This window comes from Agromyces sp. GXQ0307, assembly GCF_044769845.1.
Lineage (GTDB): Bacteria > Actinomycetota > Actinomycetes > Actinomycetales > Microbacteriaceae > Agromyces.
Window position 1 is genome coordinate 1,083,410 of the sequence record NZ_JBIZVY010000001.1, and the last position, 14,584, is coordinate 1,097,993.

At 71.3% G+C, this 14,584-nt stretch carries 10 protein-coding genes; 1 reads left to right on the forward strand and 9 read right to left on the reverse strand.

The annotated features are described in order from the left end of the window. Window positions 1-21: 21 nt before the first annotated feature. Window positions 22-4,380 (reverse strand): Ig-like domain-containing protein, encoded by a 4,359-nt coding sequence (locus tag ACIQH8_RS05005; RefSeq protein ID WP_400995499.1) that lies wholly within the window; start codon window positions 4,378-4,380, stop codon window positions 22-24. Window positions 4,381-4,551: 171 nt separating this feature from the next. On the opposite strand from ACIQH8_RS05005, the gene ACIQH8_RS05010 reads away from it, so the two are divergent. Further along, on the forward strand, window positions 4,552-5,616 hold the full coding sequence (locus ACIQH8_RS05010) for a diacylglycerol/lipid kinase family protein (protein ID WP_400995501.1): 1,065 nt from the start codon (window positions 4,552-4,554) through the stop codon (window positions 5,614-5,616). Window positions 5,617-5,623: 7 nt separating this feature from the next. Here the strand turns inward: ACIQH8_RS05010 and ACIQH8_RS05015 are convergent, their stop codons facing one another. The 8 genes from ACIQH8_RS05015 to ACIQH8_RS05050 all read right to left on the reverse strand — a co-directional run bounded on the left by ACIQH8_RS05015 (window position 5,624) and on the right by ACIQH8_RS05050 (window position 14,543). Beyond that, a complete protein-coding gene (locus tag ACIQH8_RS05015) occupies window positions 5,624-6,817 on the reverse strand; it encodes a UDP-N-acetylmuramate dehydrogenase (RefSeq protein ID WP_400995504.1) in 1,194 nt (397 codons plus the stop codon). A gap of 1 nt (window position 6,818) precedes the next feature. Further along, a complete protein-coding gene (locus ACIQH8_RS05020; RefSeq protein ID WP_400995507.1) occupies window positions 6,819-7,265 on the reverse strand; it encodes a MaoC family dehydratase in 447 nt (148 codons plus the stop codon). Beyond that, window positions 7,265-7,711, reverse strand: a complete 447-nt coding sequence (locus ACIQH8_RS05025) for a MaoC family dehydratase N-terminal domain-containing protein (RefSeq protein WP_400995510.1) — start codon at window positions 7,709-7,711, stop codon at window positions 7,265-7,267. The genes ACIQH8_RS05020 and ACIQH8_RS05025 overlap by 1 nt, the downstream gene beginning before the upstream one ends. A 369-nt stretch (window positions 7,712-8,080) precedes the next feature. Next, entirely contained in the window at window positions 8,081-8,644 is a 564-nt protein-coding gene (locus ACIQH8_RS05030) for a DUF937 domain-containing protein (protein WP_400995512.1), read from the reverse strand. A 381-nt stretch (window positions 8,645-9,025) separates the two neighbouring features. Beyond that, window positions 9,026-10,576: an APC family permease gene (locus tag ACIQH8_RS05035; RefSeq protein ID WP_400995514.1), complete on the reverse strand. Its 1,551-nt coding sequence runs from the start codon at window positions 10,574-10,576 to the stop codon at window positions 9,026-9,028. Window positions 10,577-10,587: 11 nt separating this feature from the next. After that, complete coding sequence (locus ACIQH8_RS05040) at window positions 10,588-11,463, reverse strand: universal stress protein (protein ID WP_400995516.1); 876 nt, start codon at window positions 11,461-11,463, stop codon at window positions 10,588-10,590. Further along, complete coding sequence (locus tag ACIQH8_RS05045; RefSeq protein ID WP_400995519.1) at window positions 11,460-12,854, reverse strand: flavin monoamine oxidase family protein; 1,395 nt, start codon at window positions 12,852-12,854, stop codon at window positions 11,460-11,462. The genes ACIQH8_RS05040 and ACIQH8_RS05045 overlap by 4 nt, the downstream gene beginning before the upstream one ends. 222 nt (window positions 12,855-13,076) lie before the next feature. Then, window positions 13,077-14,543 (reverse strand): NAD-dependent succinate-semialdehyde dehydrogenase, encoded by a 1,467-nt coding sequence (locus tag ACIQH8_RS05050; protein ID WP_400995522.1) that lies wholly within the window; start codon window positions 14,541-14,543, stop codon window positions 13,077-13,079. Between the last annotated feature and the right edge of the window lie 41 nt (window positions 14,544-14,584).

Below are 14,584 nucleotides of genomic sequence, written 5' to 3' on the forward strand. Positions count from 1 at the left end.
TCGCCCGGGGCCGCGGTCGCGCTACGGGAGCGTGATCCCTCCCCCGGTCAACGGGACGGCCTCGAAGCTCAGCGACCCGGGTACGGACCGCTTCGCGCTCGTGATCGACTGACCGTACGAGTCGGTCGGCCCGTCGACCGCGAGGACGCGGAACGTGAAGCCGCCGACTCCGTCGACATCTGCCTTGCCGGCGAACTCGATCGTGCGCGACCCGCCGGACCCCGAGACCGCGAACGCGGTGATCGAGGTCGACACCAGCGTGCGGACCACGGTCCCGTCAGGGGCCCGCTCGACGTACCGCCATGATCCGTCCGTGCCCTTGCGGCCGCTCGCGGCGATCGCGAAGGAGAACTCTCCCGTCCCCCCGCCGGGGAGCGCGATCGTGCCCGAGCCGGAGTTCGATCCGGTCGCGGCCGAGCCTCCCGACACGGTGAGCACCGCGGTCGAGCTGCCCTCGAACCATCCGCCGATCGAGACCTCGAGGTCGTACACGCCGACCGGAAGCCCTGCCGGGAGCGCGCAGGCGAGCTCCAGGGTTCCGGGGGCATTCCCGCGGGCCGCGGTCGTCTTCACGACCTGCGGGGCGCAGTTCGCCTCGACGCCGGTCGCGGCCGACCTCAGGCTCGCCGTGAGGTCGGCGGGCTCGACGAGGCCCAGGTCACCCCAACTGCGGTCGCCATCCTCGGTGATCTTCGCCGAGAACGCGATCTGCGGGGCCGATCCCGTGCCGTCGACCGGAACGACCCACGGAGTGGAGGACGCGATCTTCACGATGGCGATCTCCGGGTCGACGACGACCTCGACGGTGACGTCGGTGCACGCCCCGTGCGCGTCGCACGCGTGCAGGTCGACCGGGTAGATCCCCGGCTCTGCGGTGATCACGCCGCTGATGGTCGTCCGGCCGGCGTCACCGTTCGCCGTGAGCCCGGCAGGCAGGCCGTCCACCTCGAGCGTGACGCCGTCACTGCCGTCCTCGGGGTCGGTCGCGGAGACCACGAAGGACAGCGTGTCCGAGTAGGTCCCCGACACCGTCTCGGGTGCCGTCACGACCGGCGGGAAGTCGATCGTGATGACGAAGTCGAACGACGCGCTCGTGTCGTCGTCCGGTGCGACCCCGGGTCCGCTGTCGACCGCGACCGCGGTCACGTGCGCCACGCCGCCGTTCACCGGAGTGAACGTGAGCGTGCCGTCGGGCGCGACCGCCGGCTGACCGTCGACGGCGAACAACGACGGGTCGTCGACCTCGAGCTGGAACTCGATGGTCTGCGCCGCCTCGTCCGCCGGACCCGGTGACAGCTCCGTCGCCCAGTTCGGGATCGAGACCTCGAGCCCGTCCGGGATCGCCTCGACGTCGTCGCCGCCCGTGAAGGTCGGCTCGTCGTTCACCGGGACGACGGTCAGTCCGATCCGCCTGGTCGCGCTGAGCGGCGCAGCGCAGTCCGGCCCGGGCTCGCCGCATCCGTCCGGTTCTCCGCGATCGGTCACGCGATACCCGAACCCGTCCTCGCCGTTGACGTCGGGGGCGGGCGTGTAGGTGACGACCGAACCGTCGAGTTCGACCGAGCCGCTCGTCGGCGTGTCTCCCTCGCCGTCGAGCAGTTCGAAGAGCAGGTCCGCGTCGGCGGTCTGCGCGTCGTCGACGAACTCGGCGAGATCGATCTCGACCGGGGTGTCCTCACGCGTCTCCGCCGAGCCATCCGCCGCCGATGGCGCGTCGTTCACGTACGCCACGCTGGCGAGCGCGGTCTGCTCCGTGATTCCACCGTCGCCGTCGTCGACGACGACCGTGACCGTGCGATCTCCACCCGAGGCGTACACGTGGGTCGCCGCGAAGTACCCGCAGGATGGCACCGCGATGACGTTGGACGGACAGGTGAAGCCCTGCTGCGACGGAGTCGGGCACGTCGAGTCCGTCGCGCACTCGAGCCCGAGGACCGTGTCCTCGGAGCCGTCGCCCCAGTCGATCGTGATGGTGCCGACCTCGAGGCCCGGATCGATCACCTTGCCGCCGATGCGGAACGTGTCGCCCGGCTCACCGGTCAGGACGGAGAAGTTGCCGAGGCAGATGGAGCCCTGCGGCGCGCTGCAGTTCGAGGCGAGCGCGAGGGTCGGATCGGCGTTCGTCACCCGCGCGCTGGTCGATGCAGCACCGTTCGTGCCGTCGCCCTCGGTGATCGTCATCGAGACCGGGAAGTAGTCGCCGGCTCCGTCCGGATCGTCGCGATAGGTGTGCTCGAACTCGAAGTACAGCGGGCCGAGTCCGCAGTCGGTGCCGACGCACAGCCAGTCGGTCCATGTGGGTTCGAGCGTGAACGCGCAGTCCTCCCCCTCGCACGGGTACGAGCCGGTCGTCTGCGTGCCGTCGCCCCAGTCGACGACGAAGGTGCCGCTGTCGAACTCGACGTCGGTGACCGTGCCGCGGAGCTGCGCGGTCTCGCCCTCGACGAGGTCGCGATCGTCGTAGTCGCCCAGGCAGATGATGAGCGGGACGGACGAGTCGCAGTACGGCCGCAGGTAGAGCACCGGCGCGTCGTTGACCTCGGCCACGTCGATCGTCACGACGCCCTGGTCGCCGCCGGCCTCGTAAGTGAACGTGTCGGTCCCGGAGAAATCGGACTCGGGCTCGTAGCTGAACGAGCCGTCAGCGGCGAGGTGCACGGTTCCGTGTTCCGGCTCGACCGTGACGAGCGGGGTCCCGGTCGCGGCGGGCGGGTCGTCGTTCTCGAGTACGCCGGGGGCCGCGACCGCGAGCGTCTGGTCCTCGACGGCGGCGAACTCGTCGTCGACCGCGTCGTCGGACTCGACGGTCACCGTGATGCTCGCCTGCCCCGTCTGACCGAGGGCGTCAGCGATCTCATAATGGAACCGCGCCTCGCCGACGAACTCCGCGTCCGGCGTGTAGGTGACCGTGCCGTCGCCATTCACCGCCCAGTCGCCGTGCAGCGCCTGCTCGACCGCGACCGGATCGCACGGCGTCTGGCACGGAGCCTTCTCGAGCGATGCCGCGACGAGGTCGCCGTCGCCGTCGTAGTCGTTCGCCGCCGCGTCGATCGTGATGACGGTGTCCTCGGGGATGGTCGCACTGTCGTCGTTCGGCACCGGCGCGTCGGGCACCGGAGCGACGACGAGGAAGACCTCGACCGGCGTGGCCGGTCCGTCGATGGGGTTGTTGGCGACGTAGTAGATGAACCGGTCGATGCCGGCGAAGTCGGGATCAGGCACGTACGTGATGCTGTTCGTGATGTAGTTGAACGGCACGCCGGGAATGAATCCCGTCCACGGGATCTGGAGCTCGCCGTGCCGGGTGCGGACGACGTATTGGCCGTCGTAGAGTGCGCCGCCGACGTACGTGATGTAGGTGCCGTTGGGATCGTTGGCCAACAGGTCGCTCGCGGCGATCGTGATCGGCGTGTCCTCGATGACGTCGACGCTGTCCGGCGCGCCCTTCGGAACGTCGGGGGCGGGTGGGTCGACCACGTTGAGGGTCACCCTGGCGTAGTTGTCCGATTCCGGTCCGAGCGAGAGTTGAAGCCCGGTCGGCGAGAATCCCTGCGCTCGATAGGCGAAGCTGTCGGTGCCGCGGAAGCCAGCGGGGGGCGTGTACACGAACGAGCCGTTCGAGCTCACCTGGGTCAGCGTTCCGCCCTTGTCGGTGGGATACGAGGTGAAGCTGCCCACCTCTCGCTGGTAGAAGACGACCGGGAACCTCGTCGAGACGGTCTTCACGACCGAGTTGCGGTCGGCGAGCACATCGTTGTCCAGCACACCGCACGTGAAGCCGCACACGAACTTGCCAACCTCGAGAGGCGTGTCGACGTAGGCGGTGTAGGTGTCGTTCTGGGCACGGATCTGGTCGACCGCAGGGATGTGCACGGTCGCGACGTTCGAGCACGGGCTACCTTCCGTCGCCCACGCGTACACGTACTGGAAGCTGTCCGCACCGAAGTAGCCGTCCTGCGGGACGTATCGGAACGTCCCGTCCGACCTGAGTTCGAAGGTCTTGGCGTGGTCCGGAGCGGACCACAGGATCGCGCGGTAATTCGAGGACGAGAGGGGGGTCCGCTTGTCGAAGAACTCGGTGTAGTCGTTCCCGAGGACGCCGCGGTCGAAGAAGGTGAAATCGATCGAGGTGTAGAGCGGACCCGGGACGAGACCGCCGCGGGCGAGCGCGTCGCGGTCGTAGACGTCGTCGGTCGCCCCGATGTCGGTGTTGAGAAGCCATCCGTCGACCCCTCCGAGGTAGCACTCGACCGATGGATTCGGCAGGTGCGTCGCGGATGCCGGTGGCGGCGGAGCGGCGAGCGCGGCCACGACGAGCGAGGTCGCGGCGAGCACCGTCGAGACGGCGAGCGCGAGCAGACGGCGGTGGAGCGGGAACATCGTCGACCCCTATCTCCGGGTGATCCGCGACGGCCCTCGCGCACCCGCTGTCTGGAATATAGTGACGGTTCCTCCGCTTCCGGTACTCCCCCGTTCGGGGACTTCGTGCGACGATCGGCCGGTGCGCCGCGGCGCGCATCCGTACGATTCGCGCGCACGTACGCTGGGCCGGTGGGATCTTCCGGACGAACGCCGCGCGCACTCCGCGGTGCGCCCGGGAGCGCACCGCCTCCGCCCGGCGCCGACCGCACGCTTCCCGCCTCACCCGACGGCGAGGGCGTGTTCGTCGCCGTCAACCGCTCGTCGGGCACGAGCGTGGTGCGCGCCGACCCGGTGACCGTGCTGCGCGCTCGGTTGCCGCGCGCCGAAGTCCACCTGCTCGAGCCGGGCGAGGATCCGGCCGCGGCCGTCGCCGACGCGCTCCAACGGCCCGAACCGCCGCGCATCGTCGGCATCTGTGGCGGCGACGGCTCGGTGGCCGCGGTCGCGCACGTGGCCCGCGGAGCGGGCGTGCCGCTCCTCGTCGTGCCGGGCGGCACGTTCAACCACTTCGCTCGCACCGCGGGCGTCGCTTCCGTCGACGACGCGGTCGACGCCCTGCAGGCCGGCGAGGGCGTCCGGGCGGATGTCGCCGAGCTCGCCTTCGGCGACGCCGCCCCGATCACCGTCATGAACTCCGCGTCCGTCGGCGTCTACCCCGACGTCATCGCGCTGCGCGAGCGGGTGCGTCCGAAGCTCGGGAAGTGGCTCGCGGGCGTCTTCGCGGCGGAGCGGGTCCTTCGACGATCCGACCCGGTCGCGGTCGTCGTCGGCGGGCGCCGCGCGGAGGTATGGGCGCTCTTCGTCGGCGTCGGCCGCAATGACCGAGGCATCCACGCGCCGCTGCAGCGTCGGGAGCTCGACGACGGCGTGCTCGACGTGCGGATCCTGCACCGCGGCTCGCGCACCGGCGCGATCGCCGCGCTCGCCTTCGGCCAGCGCACGGCGGCCGTGCTGCGCGCCCTGAGACTCGTCCCCGAGCGCGTCGAGGCCTTCACCGCGACCGACATCGTGATCGACGTCCGGCCGAGGAACGGGCAGCCGCCCGGGTTCGTGCACGACGGCGAGGTCGCGTTCGACGCGCCGGTCGCGGCATCCGCCGACCTCTCGGCCCCCGGCTACCGCACGCGCATCCGGGTCGTGCCCGGTGCGCTCGACGTCTACCGACCGGCGGTGCGGCCGGGCGCACCCCGCTGAGCGTCGCTCAGAGTTCGACGCCCACCAGCACGGGCTCGGGGTGGAGCATGATCCCGAACTCGGCCTGCACGCGGCCCTGCACGAAGCGCGCCAGTTGCGCGAGTTCCTCGCCGCTCGCCCCGCCCCGGTTCGTCAGTGCGAGCGTGTGCTTCGACGAGATCGCCGCGCGCGAACCCGGCAGGGCGAAGCCGCGACGGATGCCGCTGTGCTCGATGAGCCACGCGGCGGACAGCTTGACCAACGGCTCGGACGGCTCCGCGTGCGCGCGCGTCTCGGCCGCTTCGACCTCGGCCTGGTGTGCGAGGAACGCGTCGAGCGGCGAGGCCGCCTCGAGCTCGGCGAGCGGCACGACCTCGTCGGGCTCCTCGGGCTCGACGTACCAGCGCGGGGCGTCGCCGGGCAGCGTCCGCGCGACGTGCTCCGAGACGATCGGGTTCGTGAAGAACGACCCGGCGCTCACCGAGTCGGGGTCGTCGGGGTCGAGCACCATGCCCTTGCCCGAGCGGAGCGCGAGGACCGCCTCGCGTACGTCGGCGATCGGCACGCGGTCGCCGAGCTGCACACCGAGCGCGCCCGCGAGTTGCGCGTACGCGACGGGCGTGCCGAGCGCCTGGCCGAGCACCTCGCGCTCGGCCGTCGTGTCGTGGAGCGCGAGCTCGATGGAGAGGACGACGCCGGCCAGCCCCTGCTTGAGCACCGAGGTGCGGTAGCCGAGCTCGAGCTCGTCGGCCGAGATTCGGCGCGGCCGATCGGCGCCCTCGTCGAGGAACTCGATCGCGACGAGCACGTCGGAGAGCTCCTGGCCGTAGGCGCCGATGTTCTGCACCGGCGCAGCGCCGACCGAGCCGGGGATGCCGCTCAGGGCCTCGAGCCCCGAGAAGCCGCGCTCGACCGCGAAGGCCACCAGCTCGTCCCAGACCTCGCCGGCCTGCACGCGCAGGTGCACGCTGCCGGCCGCCGCGCCGGGCAGCACCTCGATGCCCTTCGTGGCGATCCGGATCACGGTGCCGTCGAACCCGTCGTCGCCGACGAGCAGGTTGGAGCCGCCGCCGAGGACCATCCATCGCCCACCCGACGCGTCGGCGTCGCGCACGAGATCGACGAGTTCCTGCTGCATCGTTGCCGTGACGAGCCGGTCGATCGGCCCGCCGACGCGCAGCGTCGTGAGCTCGGCGAAGGAGACGTCGTGCCGCTCGCTCATGTCAGGCGAGCACCACCCGCACCTGGGCCTTGCCGAGCACGGTCGCGCCCTCGAAGCTCACGGTGAGGTCGACGCGCACGGCGCGCGCCTCGGCGTCGAGCTGGCCGACCTTGGCCGACACCGAGACATCCGCCCCCGCCTCGGGGTCGACGACGACCGGTCGCGTGAAGCGCACCTGGTAGTCGGCGACGCGCCCCGGGTCGCCCGCCCAGTCGACCACCGGCTGCACCGCGAGGCCCATGGTGAGCATGCCGTGCGCGAGCACGCCGGGCAGGCCCACCGAGGCGGCGACGTCGTCGCGGTAGTGGATCGGGTTGAAGTCGCCCGACGCGCCCGCGTAGCGGACGAGCGAGTCGCGGGTCAGGTGGAAGGTCCGCTCGGCGACCACGTCGCCGACGGCGAGCGCGTCGAAGTCGGGGGTCGCGGGGGCGGCGAAGGTGTCGGGCATCAGTCGTCTCCTCGCACGACGAGGGTGGAGGTCGCGGTGACGACGTGCGCGCCGTCGGCGTCGGTGATCACGGATTCGGCGGTGACCATCGAGTGCGCGCCGAGGGTCTTCACGCTCGACACCGTGAGCTGCGCGGTGAGCTCGTCGCCCGCCACGATCGGCCGGGTCGACGTGAACCGCTGGTCGCCGTGCACGACCCGCGAGAAGTCGATGCCCGCGTCGGGCTCGGCGAGCAGCTGCGCGAGCGTGTGCTCCTGCACGACGACCGCGAACGTCGGCGGCGCGACGATGTCGGCGTGGCCCGCGGCGCGCGCGGCCTCGACGTCGTGGTTGATCGGGTTCGTCGCGAACACGGCGCGCGCGAACTCGCGCACCTTCTCGCGTCCGACGAGGTACGGCGCGGTCGGCGCGAACTCGCGCCCCTGCAGCTCGGGGTTCACTGGCACCGTGACAGTCTACGCAGCGCGTCCGGCGCTGCCTTCGGCGCCTGCTCCGCTCGCGCCCGTCCGCCGCTCGACGTGCGGGCTCGCCCTGCCCTCGCCCCCTCGCCCTGCGCCCTTCGCCCCTCGGCCCTCGGCGTCGGCCACGCCCCTCGGGCCTCGCCCCTCACCTCGGCCCTCGGCCCTCGCCCCTCACCTCGGCCCTCGACCCTCGACCCTCGACCCTCGAGGAGATGCCATGTGCACCGTTCAGGGGCCGCAACGGTGCAGATGGCATCTCCTCGATGTGGCACCGAGGCGACGGCGAGCCGGTCCGGGCGAACGCGAGCCGGTCCGGGCGACCGGATGCCGCGGGGCGGGCGCCGCGCGCGGCGCTCAGCGCTTGCCGCCGCCGAGCAGCCCGCCGAGCAGGTCGCCGAGCCCGCCGAGGCCGCCGGGCGAGCCGCCCGAGGAAGCCCCGCCGCCGAGGAGTCCGCCGAGCAGGTCGCCGATGCCGCCGCCGCCGCCCGTCGACGTGTCCGGCGACGCCCCCTGCTGGCGCTTGGTGAACTGCGACGCGAGGAAGCTCAGCACGATCGGCGCGAGGATCGGCAGCAGCTTCTGGATGAGCCCCGGCTCGGCCTTCCCTTCGGTCGCGCCGAGCTGCTGCACGACCTGGTCGGTGTTCGCGCCGAAGACGTTGTGCACGATCTTCTCGCCGTCGCCCTCGTCGACCTCGTCGAGATCCACTCCGCCCTCGAACAGCTGGGGCGGATGGTGCTGCACGGCGCGCTCGAGCGAGGCCGCGCCCGCGGCATCCTGCGCATTCGCCCCCATGCCGCCGAGCAGCGCCGGCAGCGCCTGGTCGACGGCCGCCCGCGCGGTGGCCTCGTCGACGCCGAGCCGCGAGGCGAGGTCGGCGATCGGGATGTTGGCGATGATGTCGTCGTACGAGGCCACGGCCCGTCCTTCCCCCTGTCGCCCGCCGTCGGGCGCCCACGCTCACGCTATCCGCCGCCGCCCGCACGCGGAACCCCGGCCCGCGCGAGCGCGCGCGTCCGTCGCACGTCGAGGGGACATCGACCGAGCCGTCGCGTGAGGCGCCTGTGCGGCCTTGCGGCGCCCGCTGGCCACCGCGTCGCGGCGCCGCGCCCGCGGCACCCACGAAATTCGCAGGAGAATCCGCCCGATGGGCGCCCCACAGGGCGTCACGAGCGGATTCTCCTGCGAATTGATTCGCGCACGCCCGAACGACCGAACCGCCCCGCCGGGTGTCGCCGGCGGGGCGGTTCGCGTTCACGTGCAGGGCCGGCACGGTGAGGACACCGGCCCTGCACGGGCTCAGTCGGCGGACGCCCGCGAGAGGATCTCGCCGCGGAAGAACGCCGGACGCTTGATCGCCTGCCAGATCATGATGACGACGCCCGTGAGCAGCACCACCATGCCGAGGATGAACACGAGGCCGACGCCGCCGATGTTCGAGCCGCTGCCGTAGTCGGGGTCCATGCTGTCGACGAGGGTCGTCACGAACAGCACCGACAGGATGACGCCGCCCACGAGCGGGAACAGCAGCGTGAAGAAGAACTCGCGCACCGAACGGAACCAGGTCTTCCGGAAGAACCACACCGCGGCGAACGCGGTGATGCCGTAGTAGAAGCAGATCATCATGCCGAGCGCGGTGATCGTGTCCCACAGCACGTTCTCGCTCACGAAGCGCATGACCGCGTAGAAGACGGATGCCACGACCGCCGAGACGATCGTCGCGTACCCGGGCGTGAAGAAGCGCGGGCTGACCTGCGCGAACTTCGGCGGGAGGGCGCCGTAGTGACCCATCGCGAGGAGCGTGCGCGCGGGCGACACGAAGGTCGACTGCAGCGACGACGCCGACGACGTGAGCACCGCGAGCGACACGAGCACCGCGAGCGGGCCGAGCACCGGGCCGGCGAGCGCGAAGAACACGTTGTCCTGGATGTCCGGGTTGCCGAGGCCGAACTCGCCCGTGCCGACGCCCGCGAACGAGATGAGCGAGACCGAGATGAGCAGGTACAGGGTGACGATGATGAGCACCGACAGGGTCGCCGCGCGACCCGGGGTCTTCTCGGCGCCCTTGGTCTCCTCGTTCATCGTGAGGGTGACGTCCCAACCCCAGAAGATGAAGATCGACAGCGACAGGCCCGCCGCGAGCGCGCTGAAGTCGCTCACCGCGAACGGGTTGAACCAGCTCAGCTCGATCGGCGTCGCGTCGAACGCGTTGCCGTTCGCCACCTCGACGAGCGCGGCGACCGAGAACAGCACGAGCACGGCCACCTGGAAGCCGACGAGCCAGTACTGCAGCTTCTGCGTGGTGCGCATGTCGCGGTACGAGATCATCGTCGCGCCGAGCATGAACAGCAGGCAGACGACGACGTTCACGAACGGGTTCGCCGCGATGTCGGCGATCTCGGGGTTGCCGACGACCTGCGAGATGAGCAGGAAGAGGAAGTCCACCGCGATGCCGGCGAGGTTCGAGAGCACGAGGATCGTCGCCGCGACGAGGCCCCAGCCCGCCATCCAGCCGATCCACGGGCCGAAGGCCCGCGTCGCCCAGGTGAACGACGTGCCCGAGTCGGGCATGCGGCGGTTGAGCTCGCGGTAGCCGAACGCGACGAGCAGCATCGGGATGAACCCGAGCAGGATGATCGCCGGCACCTGCGTGCCGACCTCGGAGACGGTCGGCCCGAGCGCGGCCGTCAGCGTGTACGCGGGCGCGATGCACGAGATGCCGATGACGATCGCGCCGATGAGGCCGACGGATCCGGCCGAGAGGCCCTTCTTGGTGATGCCGTGCTCGGACGAGTCGACCGCGCGGGTCGCCTCGGTGAGCGGGGCCTGGTCAGAGGAGTGGTGCGACATTGCAGCGTCTTTCAGGAGCGGGTGGTGCGCGGCACCACGATCATCGGTGCCGGGAGCTCGCGCAGCATCTTCGCCGCGGTCGAACCCAGGAACAGGTGGCGCGGCGCCGCGAGGCGGCTCGAGCCGACGAGCACGAGCTCGCCCTGGTGCCAGTCGAGCGCGCGGACCGCGTGCTCGATGGTCTCGCCCGTCGCGGTCTCGACGGTCGCCTCGATGCCGTCGGGAAGCGCCTGTCGGGCCTCGTCGAGCACCTCCTCGGCGTGCACCGAGCTCGTGAGCGCGGCGAGGTCGGCGTCGAGGCCGGCGGGAAGGTCGATGGGTACGAGCGAGAGCAGGCGCAGCGGCGCGTGCGTCGCGCGTGCGAGGCGGATGGCCGCCTCGAGGAGGGCGTCGGCGCCCGGTCGGGTGCCGACCGCGGCCGTCACCCGCGTGATGCCCTGCGACGTGGGCACCTCGCGCGACCCCGACGGGGCGAGGAGGACCGGCACGTCGGAGGAGTGCAGCAGCTCGTTCGCGACCGAGCCGATGCGCGACCGGCCGAGGAGGCCGCCGCGCGCGGTGCCGATCACGATGAGCCGCGCGTCGAACTCGTGCGCGGCCTCGATGAGGCCCTCGGCGAACGACTCGGCGTAGCGGAGGTGGAGCTTCGACGCGACATCCGCCCCGAGGTGCCTGGACGCCTCTTCGAGCCACTCGCGCGACTGCGCGCGCAGGTGCCGCTCGTAGCCGGCGTCGGCGGGCACGCTGGAGTTGCCGACCTCGGACGGCAGGATCATGACGACCTCGAGGGGCGCATCGGCTGCGGCCGCGAGACGGCTCGCGACGGCGAGCGCGTCGGCGCCGGCGGCGTTCGCGGTGTACCCGACGAGGATGGCGGTGGCGGTCACGCGAGGGCCTCGCGGACCTCGTGCGCCCCGAGCGCCTCGAGCGCCTGCGCGGCGACGAGCCGGCCCATCCGGATGGCGCCGTCGACGTGCTGGTAGCCCTTGCCGGCCATGTCGGAGCAGGCGAAGCGGATCGGGCCGACGGGCGTGCGCAGGTCGGCGCCGTAGCGCGCGAGGCCGCCCATGTCGAAGCTCGCGGCGTACGCGCCGCGCGTCCACTCCTCCGAGCCCCAGTCGGACTCGTAGTACACGACCGGGTGCTTCGCCTGCTCGCCGTAGTAGTGCGAGAGCGACTCGAGGATGCGCTCCTTGCGCTCCTCCGCGCTGAGCCGGAAGACCTCGTCGGCCGCCTCGTCGGACACGAAGCCGACGAGCGTGCCGCGGGTGTCGCCGTGGTTGGTGTTGTCGTACGCCTCGTGCGAGAGCTCGTAGGGGCTGAACGCGGTGCCCGACAGGCCCTGCTCGCGCCAGAACGGGGTCTCGTAGACGGCGTGCACCTTGATGACGAAGCCCATCGAGACGTGCTGGTGCATCTGGTGCTGGAGGCGCGGCAGCGGCGGCTCGTACGAGATGCGGTCGTAGAGGATCGGTGCGAGCGCGAGCACGACCTGCTTCGCGTGCACCTCGAACCCGTCGCTGATCACCGTGACGCCGGCATCCGGCGCGTCGGGGTTCCAGCGGATGGTGCGCACCGGCTGGTTCAGCTTCACGGCGTCGCCGAGACGCTCGGCGAGGCGCAGCGGCACCTGCTGGAGGCCGCCGACCACGCGCTTGTCGAGGATGAAGTCGGCGTCGACGAGGTTCGAGAACGAGCCCGCGGATGCCGCCATGAGGAGCGCCTGCAGCGCCGAGAACGCGTGGGTGGGCTTGGTGAGCATCGCACCGGCGATGAACATGCCGATGTTGAGCTTCGCCTCCTCGTCGTCGGTCTGCGTGCCGAGCCACTCGGCGAACGAGATCTCGTCGAGCTCCTTCGCACGCGGGTGCGCCCACGGCGCCTCGGGGTCGATCTCGGCGACGAGCTGGTCGAGCTTCTCGATGAGGCCGACGATCTCGCCCTCGGTCTGCGCCGGCACCGGGAAGATCTCGCCCTCGAAGAGGCGGCGCTCGCCGTCCTCCGCGATGTAGACGTTCCTGCCCTCGCGGTAGCGCTCGTAGGTCTCGAGCCCGAGCTCGTCGAGCGTCTCGATGAGCGCGTCCTGGTCGGGCGAGACCCACTGGCCGCCGATCTCGAGCATCGCGCCGTCGATGTCGCCGGTCCAGAGTCGGCCGCCGACGCGGTCGCGGGCCTCGAGGACGACGACGTCGCGCCCGGCCTTCACGAGTTCGGTCGCGGCCGTGAGGCCGGAGGCGCCTGCGCCGACGATGACGACGTCGGTCTCGATGCGTTCCATGGGTTCGTGCTTTCTGTGCTGCGTGCGTTGCGTATGTGCTGCTTTTCTCAGGAGTTTTTCGGCGTGTCACCGAGAAGCGCGGCGTTTCTTCCTGAGAAACGGCCCGATCGGGCCGGTGTTCCTGAGAAAAGCAAACCCAGAGCGGATGCCGCGGGGCGCGGCGCGTGCGTGCGGCGCGAGCCGCGGCATCCGATCGACCCGGTCGAACCGGGCCGGTCCCGGTCAGGCCGGGATCAGGGTGTACTTCGTGTCGAGGAACTCGTGGATGCCCTCGAAGCCGCCCTCGCGGCCGATGCCCGACTGCTTGACGCCGCCGAAGGGCGCCGCCGCGTTCGAGACGAGGCCCGTGTTCAGGCCCATCATGCCGGTGTCGAGGCGGTCGATCATGCGGTGGCCGCGGGCGAGGTCCTGCGTGAACACGTAGGAGATGAGGCCGTACTCCGTCGAGTTGGCGAGGCGCACGGCCTCGTCCTCGTCGGCGAACGTGGTGATGCCGAGCACCGGTCCGAAGATCTCCTCCCGGAGCAGGCGCGCGTCGGCCGACACGTCGCCGAGCACGGTCGGCGCGTAGAACGAGCCGGTGCCGTCGATCGCCGAACCGCCGGCGAGCACCGTCGCGCCCTTCGAGACGGCGTCGGTGACGAGCTCGTGCGTCGACGCGACCGCGTCGTCGTCGATGAGCGGCCCGATGTGCACGTCGTCCTCGGTGCCGCGCCCCACGTTCATGCCCGAGACGCGCTCGGTCACGCGGCGCGCGAACTCGGCCGCGACCGACTCGTGCACGATGAAGCGGTTCGCCGCGGTGCACGCCTGGCCGATGTTGCGGAACTTCGCGACCATCGCGCCCTCGACCGCCTTGTCCAGGTCGGCGTCCTCGAAGACGACGAACGGCGCGTTGCCGCCGAGCTCCATCGAGGTGCGGAGGATGCCCTGCGCAGACTGCTCGATGAGCTTGCGGCCGACCTCGGTCGAGCCGGTGAACGAGAGCTTGCGCAGGCGCGGGTCGGCGATGATCGGGGCCGAGACCTTCGACGAGCTCGTGGTGGTGACCACGTTCACGACGCCCTTCGGCAGCCCGACCTCCTCGAGCAGCTGCACGAACGCGATGGTCGTCAGCGGCGTGAGGGCGGCGGGCTTCACGACCACGGTGCAGCCCGCGGCGAGTGCCGGCGCGATCTTGCGGGTCGCCATCGCGAGCGGGAAGTTCCACGGCGTGATGAAGTACGACGGGCCGACGGGGCGCTGCGCGACCACGATGCGGCCGGTGCCCTCGGGGTTCCAGCCGTAGCGGCCGGTGATGCGCACGGCCTCCTCGCTGAACCAGCGGAGGAACTCGCCGCCGTACTTGACCTCGCCGCGCGCCTCGGCGAGCGGCTTGCCCATCTCGAGCGTCATGAGCAGTGCGAAGTCGTCGGCCCGCTCCATGAGCGTGTCGAAGGCGCGGCGGAGGATCTCGCCGCGCTCGCGCGGCGCCGTCGCGGCCCACGCGTCCTGCGCGGCGACGGCCGCGTCGAGGGCGCGGATGCCGTCGTCGGCCGACGCGTCGGCGATGGTCTTGATCACGTCGCCCGTGGCGGGGTCGCGGACCTCGAAGGTCTTCCCGCCCTCGGCGGCGACCCACTCCCCGCCGATGAAGAGGCCGTCGGCGACCTGGTCGAGGAGTGCGGATTCCTGCGTTGCAGTGGTCATGCTCGGGATGTCCGTTTCGTTCGGTGTGCGGTGGTTCCGCG